Annotated in this window: 13 protein-coding genes, 1 tRNA gene and 1 other RNA gene; 10 read left to right on the top strand and 5 right to left on the bottom strand. The window is 72.2% G+C overall.

The window, feature by feature from the left end:
- The first annotated feature begins 102 nt into the window (after positions 1–102).
- The 3 genes from OIB37_RS18360 to OIB37_RS18350 all read left to right on the top strand — a co-directional run bounded on the left by OIB37_RS18360 (position 103) and on the right by OIB37_RS18350 (position 3,814).
- A complete protein-coding gene (locus OIB37_RS18360) occupies positions 103–2,061 on the top strand; it encodes a copper resistance CopC/CopD family protein (RefSeq protein WP_330461883.1) in 1,959 nt (652 codons plus the stop codon).
- Positions 2,062–2,102: 41 nt separating this feature from the next.
- A complete protein-coding gene (locus OIB37_RS18355; protein WP_330458685.1) occupies positions 2,103–2,738 on the top strand; it encodes a poly-gamma-glutamate hydrolase family protein in 636 nt (211 codons plus the stop codon).
- Positions 2,739–2,851: 113 nt separating this feature from the next.
- Positions 2,852–3,814: a DUF4331 family protein gene (locus OIB37_RS18350; protein WP_330458684.1), complete on the top strand. Its 963-nt coding sequence runs from the start codon at positions 2,852–2,854 to the stop codon at positions 3,812–3,814.
- Positions 3,815–3,980: 166 nt separating this feature from the next.
- Here the strand turns inward: OIB37_RS18350 and OIB37_RS18345 are convergent, their stop codons facing one another.
- The gene (locus OIB37_RS18345; RefSeq protein WP_330458683.1) at positions 3,981–4,505 is read right to left on the bottom strand and encodes a hypothetical protein; all 525 of its coding nucleotides are present in this window, start codon (positions 4,503–4,505) and stop codon (positions 3,981–3,983) included.
- Between the two features lie 435 nt (positions 4,506–4,940).
- Between OIB37_RS18345 and OIB37_RS18340 the strand changes: the two genes are divergently transcribed.
- Together OIB37_RS18340 and OIB37_RS18335 are read left to right on the top strand one after the other, a co-directional pair.
- Positions 4,941–7,169, top strand: a complete 2,229-nt coding sequence (locus tag OIB37_RS18340; RefSeq protein ID WP_330458682.1) for a PT domain-containing protein — start codon at positions 4,941–4,943, stop codon at positions 7,167–7,169.
- Positions 7,170–7,439: 270 nt separating this feature from the next.
- Positions 7,440–9,113 (top strand): LCP family protein, encoded by a 1,674-nt coding sequence (locus OIB37_RS18335; protein ID WP_330458681.1) that lies wholly within the window; start codon positions 7,440–7,442, stop codon positions 9,111–9,113.
- Positions 9,114–9,238: 125 nt separating this feature from the next.
- On the opposite strand, the gene OIB37_RS18330 is transcribed toward OIB37_RS18335, so the two are convergent.
- The 3 genes from OIB37_RS18330 to OIB37_RS18320 are packed head-to-tail and all read right to left on the bottom strand — an operon-like array spanning position 9,239 to position 13,543.
- Positions 9,239–9,478 carry a hypothetical protein gene (locus OIB37_RS18330; RefSeq protein ID WP_330458680.1) on the bottom strand — a complete coding sequence of 80 codons (240 nt, stop codon included), beginning with the start codon at positions 9,476–9,478 and terminating at the stop codon, positions 9,239–9,241.
- Between the two features lie 40 nt (positions 9,479–9,518).
- A complete protein-coding gene (locus OIB37_RS18325; protein WP_330458679.1) occupies positions 9,519–10,754 on the bottom strand; it encodes an SWIM zinc finger family protein in 1,236 nt (411 codons plus the stop codon).
- On the bottom strand, positions 10,751–13,543 hold the full coding sequence (locus OIB37_RS18320; RefSeq protein ID WP_330458678.1) for a DEAD/DEAH box helicase: 2,793 nt from the start codon (positions 13,541–13,543) through the stop codon (positions 10,751–10,753). Before OIB37_RS18320 ends, OIB37_RS18325 begins: the two co-directional genes overlap by 4 nt.
- Positions 13,544–13,981: 438 nt before the next feature.
- On the opposite strand from OIB37_RS18320, the gene OIB37_RS18315 reads away from it, so the two are divergent.
- Together OIB37_RS18315 and OIB37_RS18310 are read left to right on the top strand one after the other, a co-directional pair.
- A complete protein-coding gene (locus OIB37_RS18315) occupies positions 13,982–14,230 on the top strand; it encodes a hypothetical protein (protein ID WP_330458677.1) in 249 nt (82 codons plus the stop codon).
- Positions 14,227–14,628, top strand: coding sequence for a DNA-binding protein (locus tag OIB37_RS18310; RefSeq protein ID WP_330458676.1), 402 nt, complete (start codon positions 14,227–14,229; stop codon positions 14,626–14,628). The genes OIB37_RS18315 and OIB37_RS18310 overlap by 4 nt, the downstream gene beginning before the upstream one ends.
- Positions 14,629–15,357: 729 nt before the next feature.
- Here OIB37_RS18310 and OIB37_RS18305 read toward each other — a convergent pair.
- Positions 15,358–15,445: transfer RNA gene (locus OIB37_RS18305), tRNA-Ser, on the bottom strand.
- Positions 15,446–15,563: 118 nt separating this feature from the next.
- On the opposite strand from OIB37_RS18305, the gene ffs reads away from it, so the two are divergent.
- The 3 genes from ffs (at position 15,564) to purD (ending at position 19,678) form a co-directional block, all read left to right on the top strand.
- Positions 15,564–15,662: signal recognition particle sRNA small type (gene ffs, locus OIB37_RS18300), an RNA gene on the top strand.
- A 57-nt stretch (positions 15,663–15,719) separates the two neighbouring features.
- The gene (locus OIB37_RS18295; protein WP_330458675.1) at positions 15,720–18,032 is read left to right on the top strand and encodes a DNA polymerase III subunit gamma and tau; all 2,313 of its coding nucleotides are present in this window, start codon (positions 15,720–15,722) and stop codon (positions 18,030–18,032) included.
- A 395-nt stretch (positions 18,033–18,427) separates the two neighbouring features.
- Positions 18,428–19,678 (top strand): phosphoribosylamine--glycine ligase, encoded by a 1,251-nt coding sequence (gene purD / locus OIB37_RS18290; RefSeq protein ID WP_330458674.1) that lies wholly within the window; start codon positions 18,428–18,430, stop codon positions 19,676–19,678.
- Positions 19,679–19,830: the final 152 nt, after the last annotated feature.

Raw genomic sequence — 19,830 nt, 5'->3', positions numbered from 1 at the left:
GGGGAGGTCCTGGACGCCGCGGACAGTGGCGGGCGGGCCGGGTGCCCACGCAGCCACCCCCGCCACCCCCGCCACCCCCGCCACCCCCGCCACCCCCGGCGGCTGCGCGGGCTGCTCCTGCTGGGTGCGGCCCTGTGCCTCCTCCTGCTCGGCACCGCCGCCCCCGCCTCGGCCCACGCGGCCCTGCGCGGCACCGGCCCGGGCGACGGCAGCCTGGTGAAAAAGGCCCCCCGGCAGGTGACGCTCGCCTTCACCGAGTCGGTGGGCCTGCTCACCGACTCCCTGCGCGTCTACGACCCCACGAACCACCGCGTCCGCACCGGCGAGGCGGCCCACGTCCCCGGCCACTCCGACACGGTCCGCGTCCCCCTCCCCGCCGGCCTGCGCCACGGCACCTACACGGTGGCCTGGCGCGTGGTGTCGGCGGACAGCCACCCGGTGTCCGGCGCGCTCACCTTCTCGGTCGGCGAGCGCACGGCGAGCACGACGAGCGTCGTCCCCGACGGGACGGGGGACGGCGCGGCCGGCCGCCTGTACGACATCGGGCGCTATCTCGCCTACCTCTCCGTGGCCCTCCTGCTGGGCACGGCGGCGTTCGTCGCCTACTGCCGGCCGCCGTCGCGCGCCCATCTGCGTCCCCTGCTGCTCGCCGGCGGCTGGACCCTGCTCGGCTCGACGGTCGCCCTGTTCCTGCTGCGGGGCCCGTACGAGGAGGGCGCCTCCCCGGCACGGGCCTTCGCCCTCTCCTCCCTGTCCCGCACGGTGACGTCCCGCCCCGGCGAACTCCTGCTGCTGCGCCTGGCCCTGCTGCTCGGGGCCGCCGCCTTCGCCCTGGCTCTGAAGAACGCGCGGGTGCTGCTCCCGAGGCGATGGCGGCGGAGGGTGCCGCGCCGCGACGCCCTGGCGGTCGGCGCGACCTTCGCAGTGGTCCTCTCCCTGACCTGGGCGGCGGCCGAGCACGCCTCGGTGGGCCTCCAGGTCCCGGTGGCGGTCGTTTCCGCGGCCCTCCATCTCCTGGCGACGGCCGCGTGGCTGGGCGGGCTGACGGCCCTGCTCGCGACGCTGCGCCGGGCGGCCACGGACCCGGCCGCGCTGCCGGTGCGCGTCGTCGCCCGCTTCTCCCGCCTCGCCCTCGCCTCGGTGACCGTGCTCGTGGCCACCGGCGTCTACCAGTCCTGGCGCGGCCTGGGCTCCTGGGCCGCGCTCACCGGCACCTCCTACGGCCGCATCCTGACGGTCAAGCTCAGCGCGGTGGTCCTGCTGCTCATGGCGGCGTCCCTCTCCCGCAACTGGACGCTCCGCCTGGCCGCCCCGTCCGCGGCCCCCGAGAGTCGGGTCCCCCAGCCGGAGGAGGCCCGCGTTCCGCAGTCGGAGGAGAGTCGTGTGCCCCAGCCGGCCGGAGGCCCTCCGCTCGCTCCGCTCAGCGCGGACTCCACGGGCACGACGGACTCCACGGGCACGACGGATTCCACGGGTACGACGGGTACGACGGGCACAACTGACTCCACGAATCCCGCGGACTCGACGGACCCGTCCCACCCGTTCCGGCCCCCGCCCTCGTTTTTCTACCAGTACCTCCGCCGTTCGGTGCTGGCGGAGGTGGCGGTCGGGGTCGTGGTCCTCGTCCTGACGACGCTCCTGACCAGCACCCTGCCCGGCCGTGCGGCGACCGAGGCGACGGCGGAACCGGCGGCGGCCACGACGACGACGGGCATCCCCACCGCCTCGGTCACCACCATCCCCTTCGACGTCGGTACCGCCGGCGGCCACGGCGAGGTGCAGATCACCCTGGACTCCGGCAGGGTCGGCGTGAACTCCGTCCAGGCGGTCGTCTACGGCCCCGACGGCGGCCTGTCCTCCGTCCCCGAACTCCGCGTCACCTTCACCCTGCCCGCCCAGCGGATCGGCCCCCTGGACACCAAGGTCACCGACCGGGGCGGCTATTGGGCGGCCGACTCCTTCGCCCTGCCGATCCCCGGGGAATGGACGATGAAGGTGACCGTGCGGGTGTCGGAGGTGGACCAGGTGACGGTGTCCAGGCCGGTGCGGGTGACGCGGTAGCGGGGCGGCGGCCGCCCCGTACGTGAGGAGAGGCGGAGCGTATGGCGCGGGAGGCGTGGACGGACCCGCAGGAGCGGGCCGAACGGGTCGTGATCGAGGGAGTGGAGTTCCTCGCCACCCTGACGGTCCGCTCGGACGTCGGCCTGCTCGCCCTGCACGGGAGCAGGGAGGGCGGCACGGCGGAGCTGGCGCACGAGGTGGCCGCCCGCACGGGTGCCACCTGCCTGGTCTTCACGCAGCCCGCCGGCGACCCGGTGCACATCCCCTCGCACCGGATGTCCGTGCCCCACTGCGAGAGCCTGCGGGAGTTCCTCGCCCACGTTTCGCTGACGATCTCCCTGCACGGGCACCTGAGACGGGAGACGCCCCGCTCGATCTTCCTCGGCGGCACCAACCGCGAGGCCGCGCACACCATGGCCGAGGCCCTCGCACCGCTCGCCCCGTCCTTCGAGGCGGTCACGGACATGCCCGCGATCCCGTCCGGCCTGCGCGGCCTGAACCCCCGCAACCCCGTGAACCTGACCCGGTCGGGCGGGGTGCAGATCGAACTCCCCCTGACCGCGCGGACCGCACGGCCCGGCAGGGTCCAGGGAGCGCCGGACACACCGCCGTCCCGGGTGACGACCGCGCTGACGGCCGGAGCCCGGCGGGTCCGCCTTCCGCGCCGTTCCCGGTGATCCGCCCGGGACCGCCGTCCGGAGTCGGCCACCGGGCACCCGGCGGCACGCTGTGGTTCTCTGGAACCGCGTTTGCGGTGTGAGGGGGGCCGGCACATCAGCGAGAGGCCACCATGTCCCACCACCTCAGCGGACCTCACCTGCGTTCCCCCAAGGACGACGCCCGCCTGGACCTGACCGACGTCTTCGCCTTTCCCGCCGCCGAGAACGGACGCACCGTCCTGATCATGAACGTGAATCCGTTCGCGCCGGCCCAGGGCGAGGCGTTCCACCCGGACGCCGTGTACCGGATCGACGTGGACACCGACGGGGACGACGTCGCCGACCTGGCCTACAGCTTCGTCTTCTCCGCCCCTGCCGACGGCCGCCAGACGGTCACCGTCCACCGGGCGACCGGTGCCGAGGCCAAGGACCGGGCGGCCGGCGGCGAAGTGGTCGTCTCCGGCGCGGAGGTCGCCTTCGGGGCCGAGCCGAACATCGTGACCGCCGGTGACCTCCGGTTCTCCGCGGGCCTGCGCAGTGACCCCTTCTTCGCGGACCTGGACGGGATCGTCGACAACTTCCAGTGGACCGGCAAGGACTTCGGGATCGACAAGAACGTCTTCGGCATCGTCGTGGAGGTCCCCGACAGCGAGCTGGGCGACGGCCCGATCGGCGTCTGGGCGCGGGTCAGCGTGGACCAGGACGGCGAACTCGTCTCCGTGGACCGAGGCGCCCACCCGTCCCTGACCGCGTACTTCAACGAATCCGACGAGGCCAAGGAGACCTACAACACCGGTGAGCCCGCCGACGACTGGGACACCTACCTGGAGCCGTGGAGCGCCGTACTCGCCCACACCGGCGGCTACAGCGCCGAGGACGCCGAGAAGACCCTGCGCACCGTGCTGCCCGACGTGCTGCGCTACGACCGCTCCCGGCCGGCGGCCTACCCCAACGGCCGCACGCTCGCCGACGACGTCACCTCGGCCCGGCTCGCCATGGTCTCCGGGGGCAGGATCACGGACGACCACATCGCCCCGCACACCGACCTGCTCCCCGACTTCCCCTACCTGGGCCACCCGCACCCGACGCCCTGACCGTCCGCCCGTCCCGCCGGGAGCCGCTGGGAGCCGGGCGGGACCCGGTAGGAGCCCACCGGGCGCCCGCTGGGACGGGCGACGGATCCGTGGTCGTAGGTCTCGGCCTGGGGCGTACGTCTCGGCCGGCCGGCCTCGGCATGCCTGGGGCGGCCGGCAGCGGGACTCAGTCGCAGAACCGATTGGCGGCCAGTTTCGCCCCGTCCTTGAAGCCGCGCTCGTAGTTCGGGTCCGCCTTGTTGGCGTTCTTCGGCGGCTTCGCGCCGCAGTTCGCCCTGATCGCCGAGAACCCGTCCGAGAAGCCCTTCCGGTACTGGGCCCGGGCGTCCTTCTTCTCGTTCTTCTGCCCCGGTGTGCGGCCGCAGTTGACCGTGCCGTCCTCGTCGCTCGAGGCGGTGTAGCGGCCGGGCCCGAGGTTGCTGACGGAGAAGGATCCGTTGGCCGTCTTCGTCGCGCCGCCCCCGTTGCCGCCGGAGAAGGACACGGTGCCGGACTCGAATCCGGAGGCGGAGAGCGTGAACTTGGGGTCGTCGGGCTTGGAGTTGGCGGTGTCCTGGGTGAGGACACACCTGGGTTTGGCGGGGGCGGCGGCAGGCCCCTGCTGTGCTCCGTGCGCGGCGACCGTCGGACCGAGGGCCAGTGCGGACACGAACAGCGGGGTGAACATCGCGAGGCGACGGGTGCGGGTCATCGTTCTTCCTCCCGGGCGGGAAGGGCATGCCGGGCGCGGCGGCGGGCGGCGACGGTGAGACGTGCCGAGGCGCGCGCCGGGACGCACGCGAGCGCGCTGTCCCGGGCTCGGGGTCCAGCGCGGGTTCACTGCCGCACGGCGTCCACAACGGTCGTACGTGACCGGTGTGCTGCCCCTGTCATCCATGCTCCGCCGCGCCGCCGGGTGTGTCCATCCGGGCCGGTGGCGCGCCGGAAGGAGGACGCCGGGCGGTCCGTGAGGGAGGCCACCCGGGAATAACGCTTAGCGGCTGTCACAGTCATGCCCTACGCTTCACCCACTGCAGCCGCGCCCCACACCGCCGCCGTCCGTAGGCGAGGTGTCCGGATGTCGCGCGGCGCTCTCGATACACGGTTGATCACCTGGTTTCCTTGTGGGGGGAAAATCACTGTGCGTATGCGCAGCATCTCGACCGCGACGTCGCTCGCGGTCCTCTTCAGCTCCGCGGCGCTGTGCGCCGCCTCGGCCGGGTCCGCCTCGGCCGCCTCGGCGTCGGTCGCCACACCCGGCGGCATCGTCGCGGACGGTGCCCTGCACCGGGTCTTCGTCGGCGACCGCACGGCGGGGAAGATCGTGGCCGCCGACTACACCGGCGCCCTCGTCGACTCGGTGACCGGCATCAGGGGCGTCTCGGGTCTCGCGGTGTCCGACGACGGCTCCACCCTGTACGCGGCGGCGGAGGGGACCCACGAGATCGTGGCCCTCGACGCGGCCACGCTCGACGTCAAGGCCCGCTACGCCATCGCCACCACGGAGGGCCCGCGCTACGTGGCCTTCGCCGGCGGCAAGGTCTGGTTCACCTACGGCGACCAGTGGGACGGCAACCTGGGCTCGGTCGACCCGACGCCCCCGGCCGAGCCGACGGACCCGACGCCCCCGGCCGACCCGACGCCCCCGGCCGAGCCGACGGCGGACCCGACGACTGCTCCGACGGCGGATCCCACGGCGGATCCCACGGTGGACCCGACGACCGAGCCGACCGCCGACCCGACGTCTGAGCCGACCGCCGACCCGACGGCGGACCCGACGTCTGAGCCGACCGCCGACCCGACGGCGGACCCGACGTCCGACCCGACGGCCGATGCGGCCCACCTGGCCGGCGCGACGGCTGCGAAGGGCATCACGGGTACGACGGGTACGACGGCCGCGGGCGTGGTGACGCTCGGCCAGTTCCCGGGACCGTGGCCCGGTATCTGGGACCCGGGGATCCTCGACACGGACCCGTCCCAGCCCGGCGCGCTGGCCATCGGTGAGACCGGCATCTCGACGGACTCGATGGCGGTAGTCGACGTGTCCGGTGCCGAACCGGCCCTGACCGCCTGGTACTTCGGTGACTACTCGCTGAACGACGGCATCGGCGACATCGACCTCGTGCCCGGTGGCTCCCAGGTGCTCGTCAACGGCGCGCAGCGGGACGCCTACGCGGGCGGGAAGTTCACCGCCGCCGGCACCTACCCCGCCGGACAGCGGGCCGACGTCTCCGCGACCGGACTGGTCGCCCAGGTCAACGGCGCCAAGGTGGCCGTCTACCGGCCCAACGCCGGTCAGCCGGTCCGTACCTACACCGTCGGAGCGGCCGGTACGACCACGGCCGCCCTGACGTGGGCCCCGGACTCCTCGCGGATCTTCGCGCTCGCGCAGACGGGCAGCGGTTACACCCTCAAGGTGCTGACCGACCCGACGATGAACGTCCCGACCCTGACGGTGAACGCCCCGTCGACGGCCGCGCGCGCCAAGGCGCTCACCGTGACGGGCAAGCTGTCGGCGACGGTGTCGCTGCCGAGCGGTGTCTCCCTGCGCGTCACGCGGACCGACCTGGACAGCCCCGCCGGCAAGCAGCTGGCGTCCGTCACGCCGAAGGCCGACGGCACCTTCTCCTTCAAGGACACGCCTCCGGCCGGCGGCAGCGTCAAGTACACGGTGTCCTACGCCGGTGACGCCACGCACGCCCCGGTCTCGGCCTCGGACACGGTCGCGGTCTCCCGGACCACGCCGTCGCTCACGCTGAACAACAACGGCAAGCTGTACGACTACGGCAAGGCGGTGACCTTCACGGCCCACCTCGGGGCGACGTACAAGAACCGCACGGTCGAGATCTGGGCCGACCCCTTCGGCGGCGACAAGCCGAACAAGCTGCTGAAGTCCGGCAAGGTCAACTCCAGCGGCAACCTGTCGGTGTCCGTGAGCATGACCCGGGACACCGCGGTCTCCGCCGTGTTCAAGGGCGACGCCCGCAGCGCGCCGAAGACGGTGAAGTCCACCGGGTACGCGCGGGTGAAGGTGTCGTCGGCGCTGTCGAAGTACTACCGGACCGGCAAGATCGGTTCCACGACGTACTACTACTTCCACAAGAACACCGACGTCATCGACACGACGACGATGACGTACTACAAGGGCCGCAGCCACCGCCTGGACCTCCAGGTGTACTACGACGGCCAGTGGTACTCGTCGGACTCCGAGTACTTCTCGCTCGGCACCAACGGCAAGTCGATCGTCAACCTGGGCCACGCCGGTGAGTCCGGTATCCGCGCCCGGGTGCGTTCCGTGTACGTCAACGGAAGTTCCGGGGACAGCGTGAACTCGACGACGTACGGCGCCTGGAAGTACATCCTCTTCACCAGCTAGCCGAGCGGTACGGAGTCCCGTACACACCCGGAGTGGACGAAGGTCCCGGTCGCCGAGAGCGGCCGGGACCTTCGCCGTTCACGGCGCGGGCCGGCGACCCGGGAGGACGGGAGGCGGGTGCCGGCCCTCCGACTCGGCCGACCGCCGCGGTATTTCCCCGTAAGGAAACGGTCGGAAACGAACGTGAGTGCAACCTGACGGCCTCTCCGGAGGTCTTCCCCGGGAACAGCTCTGTGAGCCATCGACCCCTGAAGGTACGAGGAAGTTCTCATGGCACAGCCCCCCAGCGGATCGCGGAGGCGTACCAACGGCCGGACCAGGTCCGACGAGGCGGACCCGGCGGAGCCGGAGGGCGGCAGGGCTGCCGCGCGCAAAGCCAGGAAGAAGCCCGCGAAAAGACGCGGGTTGAAGATCGTTGGCCTGTCGCTGGGGTTCGCGCTGGTGCTCGGCGTCGGCAGCGCCGCGTACGCGTACTGGAAGCTGAACGCCAACATCAAGTCCGACGACCTGTCCGCCAACGGCAAGGACGGGGCCGGGCACGAGAAGGTCGACGCGTTCGGACGCAGCCCGATCAACATCCTGGTCATCGGATCCGACGACCGCGACAAGGCGGCGAACTGCAAGCTCGGCGGCCACTGCGGGAAGGGCGGCGGCGTCCGGGCCGACGTGGAGATGGTCGTCCACATATCCGCGGACCGGTCCAACGCCACGGTGATGAGCATCCCCCGCGACCTGCGGACCAGCTGGACCGGCTGCCACGACTCGGGTCACCCGAGCATCCCGGCGCAGACCCGGACGCAGATCAACTCGGCGCTGAACGGCGGCCCCGGCTGCAGCGTCGTCGCGGTGCACCAGCTCACCAAGATCCCGATCGACCACTTCATGGTGATCGACTTCGTCGGCGTGGTGGCGATGTCCAACGCGGTCGGCGGGACGCCCGTCTGCGTCACCAAGGACATCTACGACCCCTACAGCCACCTGAAGCTGAAGCAGGGCAACCACACGCTGCAGGGCGATGCCGCGCTGGAGTTCGTGCGGACCCGGCACGGCTTCGGTGACGCCAGCGACAGCCGCGGCCGGACCGGCGCCCAGCACGACTTCCTCAACGCCCTCCTCAACCAGATGAAGAGCAAGGGCACGCTGAGCAGCCCGAAGAAGATGTGGGGCATCGCCAACGCCGCGACCAAGGCGCTGACCGTCGACAACAGCCTCGACTCCGCCGACAAGCTCATCGGCCTGGCCCGCGACCTCAACAAGGTGCCCGCCAGCCGGATCACCTGGGCCACCATGCAGACCCAGGACGTCGAGCTGCCGGGCCAGGACCAGACGGTGATCGGCCCGGGCGCCAAGGAGATGTTCAAGGCCATCGCGGACGACCAGTCGCTCACCAAGACCGCCGCCAAGCCGGGCTCCTCCTCGCCGGCCGCCGCCCCGGTCCCCGCCGCCTCGGTCGCCGTTCACGTCGAGAACGGCACCGGGGTGGGCCACCGGGCGGAGGCGATCGCCCAGGTACTGACCGGCCAGGGATTCAGCGAGCGGACCGACTCCGGGAACGGGACCCCCGCCACGGCCACCTCACTGACCTACCCGGCAGGGCAGCAGGCGCAGGCCCGGACGGTCGCCAAGGCGCTCGGGCTGCCGTCCAGGGCGGTCAGGCAGGGCGACGGCTCCCAGATCGTGCTGCTCATCGGCGCCGACTGGAAGACCGGCGACACCTTCCCCGGCGGCAAGTCGACCTCGGCGCCCGTCGACACGCAGACGGCCCTGCAGGGCTCCAACCAGCAGACCGGCACCTCCAAGGAGTGCACGCAGGTCAGCACCTACGACAACGTCATAGGGCTGGACGCCAACGGCAAGCCCACCAGCGCGGACAACCCGCCGTCCAGCACCTCCCCGACCAAGGCGTACGCCCTCGCCGGCAAGGTGAAGGACTCGGCGCCGTAAGTCCCGGCCCGGGCGGCTGGGCCTCGGCGCGGCCCCGGTGTGCCCCGGCCGGGGCCTTGGCTCTGCCTGTAGTGGTCTGCGAGTTCTCCGGCGACGATGACGACCCCGTCGTCCCGGAACAACCCTCAGCTGCCGAAACAGAGGGCGGCGCCGCCGCCGAGCAGGAGGACGCCGAGGCCCAGGATGATCAGCGCGTTTCTCTTGATCCTGGAGGCCGCCTCAAGGTTTCCCTCGCTCCGCTCCTCGTCTATCGCTTTGGGCAGGAGGAGGGCCAAGAACAGGCAAAGTGCACCCACGGCCGACATACCGACTCCGACGGCCCTAGCCAGGATCTGCACCCCGGTCGCCTCGGCGAGAAAGACCATGACCCCCACCCGCCACCTGGTCAGCGGGGGAATCGCTTCCTTACCCCCCGTTCTGCGACCAGGCCGCGGTGAGCGCGGTGACCGGGTCACTGTCGGCTGGTGCCGCGGGCCACCAGTCGCCGTCGTCGTCCCGGAGATAGGGGTACCAGCGGGCGTCAGGACCCAGACGCAGCTGGATGCCGTGGTGGGTGAGGGTGAGGCGGTTGCGCCAGGTTCTGAGGTGTGTGGGGGAGTCGGTCATCTCGGCGAGGGCCGCGTCCACGGCGGTGCGGGCGGTCTTCATCACCGTCGGATCGGGGGCGTAGGGCTGTTCGGCGACGGTGATGCCCGCGGGACCGCCGTGGCGCCAGGCGCGGGTGAGACGTGCGAAGGCAGTGGGTTTGGCGCCGGTGTTCTGGATCAGGTGGTGGAACCACTCAGGTCCGGGGTTGCTTGCGGCGATGCGGACGGCGTCCTGGTGCTGGGTCAGGTGCAGGTCGGCGGTGTCGCCCGCGAGGAGCCGGGCGGCGCGCGCGGTGGCATCGGCCATGAGGCGTTCCAGGTCCGCGGCGGCCAGGCCGGTGCCGGGTGGCGGGGCGACGGGCAATGCTGTGGTGTAGGCAGCGGGTTCCGGGAGTTCGGGCAGTGCGGGGGGCTCTTCGGCCCAGTGGGCGTACGCGGCGGCGGCCGGGGTGCCGGCAGGTGCCGGTCGGGCAGCGGTCTCCTGTGCTGCCGTACGGCGTGCGCGTAGCTGGGCGAAGACCTCCTCGCGACCGCGGCCGCGCAGCGTGAAGAGCACGAATGGGTCGGTGTCGATGGTGGCGGCGATGGCGTAGCAGAGCGCGGCGGCGTGCTTGCAGGGGTATCCCCAGTCGGGGCAGGAGCACTCCGGATCGAGCTCGGTGGGCAGTGGGAGCAGTGGGACGCCTGCGTGCCGGGCGTCGTCTACGAGTCCGGCGGGCATCTCGTCGTCGAGAAGTGCCGCGAGATGTCCGGCGCGGGCCGCGATCGTGTCGAGCAGGGTGTCCCACTGAGGGTCGGTGAGGACGGGCAGGTGGACGGCGGAGCGGTAGGGGCGGGGCCTGCTGCCCTGGACGGCGGCTTTGACCTGGCCGGGGGCGATGGTGACGGCGCCGACCATGCCCTGGCGGGCGTAGGTGCGTCCGCGGGACAGGCGCCCCGAGTCCAGGGTGGAGTCCTCCAGGGCCGTCACCCATGCCTGGCCCCACCAGGTCGCGGCGAAGGCGTGCTTGCCGCGGGCGGGCGCACGGCGCGGGCCGGGGACAGCGGGGCTCATGACTGCCTTCCCAGAGCGACGAGTTCGGCAAGGTCGGCGTCGGACAGCTCGGTCAGGGCTGCCTCGCCGGATCCGACGACGGCATCGGCGAGGGCGCGCTTGGCTTCGAGAAGCTTCGCCACCTTGTCCTCCACGGTGCCCTCCGCGAGGAGTTTGTGGACCTGTACGGGCTTGTCCTGCCCGATGCGGTAGGCGCGGTCGGTGGCCTGGTCCTCGACGGCCGGGTTCCACCAGCGGTCGTAGTGCACGACGTGGGTGGCGCGGGTGAGGTTGAGGCCGGTGCCCGCGGCCTTGAGGGAGAGCAGGAACACCGGCACCTCGCCGCGCTGGAAGCGGTCCACCATCTCCTCGCGCGCGGTGACGGGGGTACCGCCGTGCAGGAAGAGGGTGGGGACTCCTCGCTCTGCGAGGTGCTTCTCCAGCAGGGTCGCCATCTGCTTGTACTGGGTGAAGACCAGCACCGACTCGCCCTCGGCGGTGATGGTGTCGATCAGTTCGTCGAGCAGGTCGAGCTTGCCGGACCGGCCGCGCAGCGGGGTCGACTGGCGCAGGTACTGGGCGGGGTGGTTGCAGATCTGCTTCAGCGCGGTGAGGAGCTTCAGAACCAGACCGCGGCGGGCGATGCCCTCGGCTTCGGCGATCTTCGTCATGGATTCGCGGACCACTGCCTCGTACAGGCTGGCCTGCTCGGCGGTCAGAGGTACGACGCGGTCGGTTTCGGTCTTGGCCGGCAGTTCGGGTGCGATGCCCGGGTCGGACTTCCTGCGGCGCAGCAGGAACGGGCGGACAAGACGGGACAGTCGGTCGGCAGCCTGTGGGTCCTCGCCCGACTCGATCGCTCGGGCGTGCCGGTCGCGGAAGGCTGTGAGCGGGCCGAGGAGTCCGGGGGTGGTCCAGTCGAGGAGCGCCCACAGTTCGGAGAGGTTGTTCTCCACGGGGGTGCCGGTGAGGGCGACGCGGGCGCGGGCGGGCAGGGCGCGCAGCTCACGGGCGGTGACGGCGTAGGGGTTCTTGACGTGCTGTGCCTCGTCGGCGGCGATCAGCGACCATGCGTGCTCGGTGAGGGTCTCCCGGTCGCGGCGCAGGACGCCGTAGGTGACCAGGACGATCTCGTCATCGGCGAGGTCCTTCAGGTGGCGGTCGCCGCCGTGGTAGCGGCGCACGGGGATGGAAGGCGCGAACCTGGCGGCCTCGCGCTGCCAGTTGCCGAGCAGAGAGGTGGGGCAGACGACGAGCGTGGGGCCGGCGGTGGCGGGGTCGGTCTGGCGGTGCAGGTGCAGAGCGAGCAGGGTGATGGTCTTGCCCAGGCCCATGTCGTCGGCGAGGCAGCCGCCGAGGCCGAGTGCGCACATCTCGGCCAGCCAGGCCAGGCCACGCTTCTGGTACCCGCGCAGCGTGGCCTTGAGGGCGGCGGGCTGGGGCACGGGGGTGCGGGACGCGGGATCGCGGATACGAGCGACCAAGTCGCCGAGCGCACCGACCGCCGCACAGGGGACCCGGTCACCGTCCCGCTCGGCCTCGCCGGTCAGCGCGGCGCTCAACGCCTCCATGGGGGTGAGCGGTTCCATCCGGCGGCGCTTGGCGCGGGCCACCAGCTTCGGGTCGGCGACCACCCACTGGTCGCGAAGCCGGACGAGGGGACGGCGTGACTCTGCGAGAGCATCCATCTCGGACTCGGTGAGCGGTTCGCCGCCAAGGGAGATCTGCCAGCGGAAGTCGAGGAGGGCCTCGGTGTCCAGCAGGCCGCCCGCGGTGGAACCGGGGGCGGTGCGCTGCCCGATCTCCGCGGTCGCGGTGAGCGCCTTGACCAGGTCGCGCGGCCAGTGCACGGCGACACCGGCCGCGCGCAGCGCGTTCGTGGCGTCCCCAAGGAGATCGAAGGCTTCGTCGTCGGTCAACCGGAGCTCATCGGGAGCGGCATGGTTGAGCAGCCTCCGTAGCGGGGGCCAGGCGCGGGCGCCGCGGCGCAGGGCGAGAAGGGTCTCGGTCTCGGCGCGTGGGCCGAGCAGCCGCTCAACTTCGGCCGGCTCGCTCCACAGTCGTGCGGCCTCGATGACGAGCGCCGGGTCCGCCGCGGTGTGCAGTTGCAGGACGGCACGGAACTGCCGTCGGCGTCCTTCGGGTACGTCGACGCGCAGGGAGACACCGACCTCGGCGGTGAGCGCCGCCTGGGTTTCCTCGGCCCATTCACGCAAGGTGGGCACGGCGCGGGTCTCGCGCCAGGCGTACGGCAGCACCCCCATGGCGAGCGGCGCGGCCGGCGTACGGACCAGATCATCGACGACCGCGTCGCAGAACTGGCGTATCAGCGCAGCCGGTTCGGCGATCCGTACCGGAGCAGGGCCAGGCTCGGGCAGGCAGTGGGCGTGTGGCGGGAAGGCGGCGGCCAGGGCGTCCAGCGTCTGGCGCTGGGCGGCGGTGCAAGGACCCACCTGCCAGGTGTCGTAACCGGCGGGGGTGAGCGCCGGGTGGAGGCGGCCGTCGGCGAGCAGCCGCAGCGCGAAGCGAGTGGCGGCCTGCCAGGCGGCGCCGGAGGGATGCGTCGGCTCCGCATCGGCCAGGGCGGAGACAGCGACGGCGACAGGCAGCGCGTAACCCTCGACCCTGCGCCGCCTGACCGAGCGGCCGTGCGGCAGGACCAGCTCCACCGCCTCGGTCTCAAGGCCGGTGGGCGCCATATTGTCTCCGGCTGCCGCCCCGGTTGGTTTCCACAGCAGCAGCCGCCCGAGGCGGGCGGGCTCACCGGGCAGGAACACCGCCGCCCAGCCGGCGCCGAGCAGTTCCCTCACGAAGGCGGATGTTTCCTGCCGGGCCAGCGGCGGTGCGCTCCGCGCGCCCGTACTCGGCTCTCGTACGACGACCCGTGCCACTCTCTTCCGCCCTGTCGCTTGCCGGACCCTCCCCAGGTCCGCTCACTACCGAACCCCACCAGGCGATGTCACACGCTGGCAATCACGGGCCTTGGCCTGACTGCCGGCGACGGCGCCACGACGGATACGCCGCTGCTGAGCACACCGGTCCTCAACCGTACGGTGCAGCGCTACGGTGAGGCCATGAGCAGCTGGGACCCAGCCGCGCTGAGAGGCGTTGATCGAAGAGGCCACCGTCGACGCCTACGGCGAGGATGAGCCCAGCTCACCGGCTTCCGGACCTGCCGCTGCCGGAACCCGCCCCCGAGGGCGGGAACAGGCAGCACGTAGCGCGCATACCGCAGTATGCTTGCGGTTATGGCAGACACCACACGCATCACGGTGACACTCCCCACCGAGCAGGTGGCGGAGCTGAAGAAGATCACGGACAACATCTCCGGCTACGTGGCCGAAGCGGTCGCCAGGCAGATCCGGCACCAGCTCCTGGGGGCCGACCTGCGCAGCCACACAGACGAGCACGGGGCCTTCAGCGAGGAAGAGCTGGCCGAGGCTCGGGCGCGGATCTTCGGTACGGCGCCGGCCGCCGGCGGCGCGAGCGCCGCGTGAGCGAGCACATCGAGACCGTCGTCCTGGACGGTGAGGGGCTGTCGGCCTGGGTGGCGCAGGACCGGAAGGTTCTGGCGATGTTCCAGGTGTTCCACGACATGGGAGCGGACCTTGTCGTCAGCGCCAACACCATCGTGGAGGTGAGCCACGCCAGGGTGAACCTGCCCCGACTGCATTGGTCGCTCTCCCGGGTCAAGGTGGAGCCGATCACGGAGGCAGCGGCGAAGGCGGCGGCACAACTGCTCAAGGGTGCCGGTCTGCACGGACACAAGTACGCGATCGACGCCACCGTCGCGGAAGCGGCCTTGCGCCAACCTGGCCCGGTCGCCATCCTCACGTCGGATGTCGATGACATGACCCGGCTGTGCGGCAGCAAGGTCCGGATGATCGGGCTATGACCGCGACATCGTCCCGGGACCATGGACAGATCCGCGTGGATCTGCCGAGAGCCAGAGTCGCCGCAGGTCAGTCCGCGATGGGTGAACAAGGCATCGACGGATGCGGCCGCGTTCGGTGTCAAAGCCCCTCAGGGTCTTCGCCCGGTCGCCCGGTCGCCCGGTAGGACGTGGGCGTGCGCCTTGCCTGCTTGAGGAAACGTCCTCTGCGAGATCCGGCAACTCCTCTGCGAGTTGCGTCATGATGCGCGCGAAATGATCACTTCCGTCGACAGGCGCGCTGCCCTCCCTCGTCTCCGGTTCAGGACTGTTGCCACTCGGTCTGACAGTCGCGCCGGTGATCGACGTTTGGCGATACCGAGCAGAGCCGCGAAGGAGCCGATCGCCGGGACCAGCTCGCGGTAGGTGCTGGCGGCTGATTGCAAGCGGTGGCGGTAGCTGATCGGTGACAAGGCGCCTCTACGCAACGCCTCCGCGCAGGAGGGGGAGGACGAGATCGGCTTGCCGGGAGGGGGTGGACCGGACCTGCAGGGTCGGTGAGGAGGGTTGGCTTGTCAGCGACGCCCGGTACATCCGCGATCTCATCAGCCGACCGGCAGCTTCTCCCTCCCCTGGAAGCCGGCGCAGCCCGACGCCACGCCGGAGGGAAACTGAGACCAGAACTGAGACCACTAACGTCGAAGGGCCCGCTGCAAGCAGCGGGCCCTTCGACGTTAGTGCCCGGTGAGGCACTGGCGGAGGATACGAGATTCGAACTCGTGAGGGGTTGCCCCCAACACGCTTTCCAAGCGTGCGCCCTAGGCCACTAGGCGAATCCTCCGGGGCAAACATTACATGACCGGAGGGGGTGCTCACGAACCCCTTCCCGCTGACCCGGACGGGTGCCTCCCCGGGGCGGGACCGGTTACGCCCCGGGGGCTCGGATCGGGTACTCTTTGCGCAGCCCCTCACGCGGCGCTATCTGACTGAACTCCCCCAGGGCCGGAAGGCAGCAAGGGTAGGTCGGCTCTGGCGGGTGCGTGGGGGGCGTTTGCGTTCCCGGGCGGAACCGCGGTCGGCGCCGGTTGTCGGTGGGCGCCTATAACCTCGTATGCGTGTCGTCTCTCGCGCTCTACCGCCGCTATCGCCCGGAGACCTTTGCCGAGGTCATCGGGCAGGAGCATGTCACCGACCCGCTGCAGCAGGCGCTGCGGAACAACCGGGTCAATCACGCGTACCTGTTCAGCGGCCCCCGCGGATGCGGCAAGACGACCAGCGCGCGCATCCTGGCCCGCTGTCTGAACTGTGAGCAGGGCCCCACGCCCACGCCCTGCGGCGAGTGCCAGTCCTGCCAGGACCTCGCGCGCAACGGCCCGGGGTCCATCGACGTCATCGAGATCGACGCCGCCTCGCACGGTGGTGTGGACGACGCCCGTGAGCTGCGCGAGAAGGCCTTCTTCGGGCCCGCGGGCAGCCGGTACAAGATCTACATCATCGACGAGGCCCACATGGTCACGTCGGCCGGCTTCAACGCCCTGCTGAAGGTCGTCGAGGAGCCCCCGGAGCACCTCAAGTTCATCTTCGCCACCACCGAGCCCGAGAAGGTCATCGGGACCATCCGGTCGCGGACCCATCACTACCCCTTCCGGCTCGTCCCGCCGGGGACCCTGCGGGACTACCTCGGCGAGGTGTGCCAGAAGGAGGACATCCCCGTCGAGGACGGTGTCCTGCCGCTGGTGGTGCGCGCCGGCGCCGGCTCCGTGCGTGACTCCATGTCCGTCATGGACCAGCTGCTCTCCGGGGCCCGGGAGGAGGGTGTGACCTATGCCATGGCCACCTCCCTGCTCGGCTACACCGACGGCTCCCTCCTCGACTCCGTCGTCGAGGCATTCGCCACCGGCGACGGGGCGGCGGCCTTCGAGGTCGTCGACCGTGTCATCGAGGGCGGCAACGACCCCCGGCGGTTCGTCACCGACCTGCTGGAGCGGCTCCGCGACCTGGTGATCCTCTCCGCCGTGCCGGACGCCGTGGAGAAGGGGCTCATCGACGCCCCCGTCGACGTCCTTGAGCGCATGCAGGCCCAGGCGGAGACCTTCGGCGCCGCCGAGCTGAGCCGCGCCGCCGACCTCGTCAACGACGGCCTCACCGAGATGCGCGGCGCCACCTCGCCCCGTCTCCAGCTGGAACTCATCTGCGCCCGCGTGATGCTCCCCGCCGCGTACGGCGACGAGCGCTCCGTCATGGCCCGCCTCGACCGTCTCGAGCGCGGCGTGAACTTCTCCGGCGGGGCGGCCGCGCCGGCCATGGGGTACGTCCCCGGTCCCGAGAGCCATGCCCCGGCTCCCGCAGGACTGGGAGCCGGCGCCGGGGCGCCCGTGGCGCCCGTGGCACCCGGTGGCGGCCCCGCCGCGGCCAGGGCGGCCGTACGGGGTCCGGGTGCGCCCGTCGCGCCCGGCGGTCCTGGTGTCGGGGCTCCCGCCCCCGCCCCGGCGGCTCCAGCGCCCGCTCCCGCTCCCGCCCCGGTGGCTCCCGCTCCTGTGGCTCAGCCTCCGGCTCCCGCCCCGGCCGCCGCGCCCGCGGCCGCCGCCCCCGGCGCCTGGCCCACCGCGGCCCCGGCCGGCGGCGGACGCCGCCCCGGCGGCTGGCCCACGGCGGCCCAGACGGGTTCGGCCGGTCCGGCGGGTCCGGCCGCTCCGCAGGAGGCCCAGACCCAGGCTCCGGCCCCCGCTCAGCCCCAGCCTCAGCCGCAGGCTCCCGCCCCGGCGCAGAGCCACGCCCCGGCCGCGCCTGCGGCCCCGGCCCCGGTCCCGGCCGCCGGCGGGCTCGACCCCCGCATGCTGTGGCCGAACATCCTGGAGTCCGTCAAGAACCGCCGCCGCTTCACCTGGATCCTGCTCAGCCAGAACGCCCAGGTGACCGGCTTCGACGGCACCACCCTCCAGATCGGCTTCGTGAACTCCGGCGCCCGCGACAACTTCGCGAGCAGCGGCAGCGAGGACGTGCTGCGGCAGGCGCTGGCCGAGCAGTTCAACGTGCAGTGGAAGATCGAGTCGATCATCGACCCCTCGGGCGGCTCCGCGCCCCCGCCGTCCGGCGGTGCGCCGGGCTTCGGCGGAGGTGGCGGCGCGGGCTACGGCGGCACGGCCGGGTCCGCCGGTGGCTACGGCGCTCCCGCGGCTCCCCGCCCCGCCGCGGCCCAGCCGTCCGCCCCCGCGCCCGCCGCCTCTCGGGGCGGAGCTCCGGCCGCCCAGGCCCCGACCGCTCCCGGACCGCAGTCCGCCACGGCGCCCGAGCAGGTTCCCGTCGCTCCCGAGGACGACATCGCGGAGGACGACGATCCCGATCTCGACGAATCGGCCCTGTCCGGCCACGAGATGATCGTGCGGGAGCTGGGCGCGACGGTGGTGGAGGAGTTCTCCAACGAGTGAGGCGTCACCCCGGGGCGGCGTGCGGTAGGCAAGCGGCCTGCGCGCGCCCTCGGGGCGGACGCGTGCGCCTCGGAACGGGGAGTTCCCCGTGGGGCGGGGCCGTCCGGCGTCAGCGCGTGCGGCGTGCGGCGTGCGGCGTGCGGCGTGTGAAGTGTGACGTGTGACGCGTGGCCATGGGGTGTGCGGCCAGGGGCGTGGAGTGCCTCCGGGCGTCGTCGGCGCCGCGACGGCGACTCGGTGGCCCTGCGGTCGTTCTGCGGTGGCCCTGCGGTCGCTTCGCGGTGGCGGGGCCGGTCTCCGGGGCCCCGGTTCACACCGGTAGCGCGCCGAGTTGGAGGATCGCACAGGTTCCCCGGCCCCGAACCTTCGGCAACCTTGCCATTAGGCTGACCCCCGTGAAGGTCCTTGTCATCGGCAGCGGCGCCCGCGAACACGCCCTGTGCCGCTCCCTGTCCCTCGACTCCGACGTCTCCGCGGTCCACTGCGCTCCCGGCAACGCCGGCATCGCCGAGGTCGCCGAGCTGCACCAGGTCGACGCGCTCGACGGCAAGGCCGTGGCCGCGCTCGCCCATGAACTGGAAGCCGACCTCGTCGTCGTCGGCCCGGAGGCCCCGCTGGTCGCCGGTGTGGCCGACGCGGTGCGCGAGGAGGGCATTCCGGTGTTCGGTCCCTCCCGCGAGGCCGCGCGGCTGGAGGGCTCCAAGGCCTTCGCCAAGGACGTCATGGCGTCGGCGGCGGTGCCGACCGCGCGTTCGTACGTCTGCACGACTCCCGACGAGGTCGCCGAGGCCCTGGACGCCTTCGGCGCCCCCTACGTCGTCAAGGACGACGGGCTGGCGGCCGGCAAGGGCGTCGTCGTCACCGAGGACGCCGAAGCCGCCAAGGCGCACGCGGCCGGGTGTGATCGTGTCGTCGTGGAGGAGTTCCTCGACGGCCCCGAGGTCTCGCTCTTCGCCATCACCGACGGGTACACCGTCGTACCGCTCCAGCCCGCCCAGGACTTCAAGCGCGCGCTGGACGGCGACGAGGGCCCGAACACGGGCGGCATGGGCGCCTACTCGCCGCTGCCGTGGGCCGAGCCGGAGCTGGTCGACGAGGTGCTGCGGACGGTGCTGCAGCCGACCGTCGACGAGATGCGCCGGCGCGGCACCCCCTTCTCCGGGCTCCTGTACGCCGGTCTCGCCATCACCTCGCGCGGTGTGCGGGTCATCGAGTTCAACGCCCGCTTCGGCGATCCCGAGACCCAGGTGGTCCTGGCCCGCCTGAAGACCCCGCTGGCCGGAGTCCTGCTCGCCGCCGCGAACGGCACCCTCGGCGACCTCGAGCCGCTGCGGTGGAGCGAGGACGCGGCCGTCACCGTGGTCGTCGCCTCGCACAACTACCCCGGCGACCCGCGCACCGGCGACCCGATCACCGGCCTCGACGAGGTGGCCGCGCAGGACGCCCCGCACGCGTACGTCCTGCACGCCGGGACCCGGCGCGACGGCGACGCCGTCGTCAGCGCGGGCGGTCGCGTGCTCTCCGTCACGGCCATCGGCAAGGATCTGGCGAACGCCCGCGAGCGGGCGTACCGCGCGGTGACCCGCATCGGCCTCGACGGCTCGCAGCACCGCACGGACATCGCGGCGAAGGCGGCGGGCGCGTAAGGGAAGCGGGTGCGACCACGGCGAACACCGGTCGCGCCCGCTGCCGTACCCGTCGGGCGTACCCGATGCCGTACCCGCTGTCGTACCCGGCGTTCTGCGCGCCGCCGGGCATGCTGCCGGGCACGCCGCCGGTGCGTCGCGGTGCGAGCAGC

The organism is Streptomyces sp. NBC_00820 (assembly GCF_036347055.1).
Classification (GTDB): domain Bacteria; phylum Actinomycetota; class Actinomycetes; order Streptomycetales; family Streptomycetaceae; genus Streptomyces.
This window is presented reverse-complemented; position numbering and strand designations above follow the sequence as displayed.

Coding starts and splice junctions, on each gene's coding strand:
- OIB37_RS18355 (WP_330458685.1), top strand. CDS start 2,103: ATGGCGCGGGAGGCGTGGACGGACCCGCAGGAGCGGGCCGAACGGGTC.
- OIB37_RS18350 (WP_330458684.1), top strand. CDS start 2,852: ATGTCCCACCACCTCAGCGGACCTCACCTGCGTTCCCCCAAGGACGAC.
- OIB37_RS18345 (WP_330458683.1), bottom strand. CDS start 4,505: ATGACCCGCACCCGTCGCCTCGCGATGTTCACCCCGCTGTTCGTGTCC.
- OIB37_RS18340 (WP_330458682.1), top strand. CDS start 4,941: ATGCGCAGCATCTCGACCGCGACGTCGCTCGCGGTCCTCTTCAGCTCC.
- OIB37_RS18335 (WP_330458681.1), top strand. CDS start 7,440: ATGGCACAGCCCCCCAGCGGATCGCGGAGGCGTACCAACGGCCGGACC.
- OIB37_RS18330 (WP_330458680.1), bottom strand. CDS start 9,478: ATGGTCTTTCTCGCCGAGGCGACCGGGGTGCAGATCCTGGCTAGGGCC.
- OIB37_RS18325 (WP_330458679.1), bottom strand. CDS start 10,754: ATGAGCCCCGCTGTCCCCGGCCCGCGCCGTGCGCCCGCCCGCGGCAAG.
- OIB37_RS18315 (WP_330458677.1), top strand. CDS start 13,982: ATGGCAGACACCACACGCATCACGGTGACACTCCCCACCGAGCAGGTG.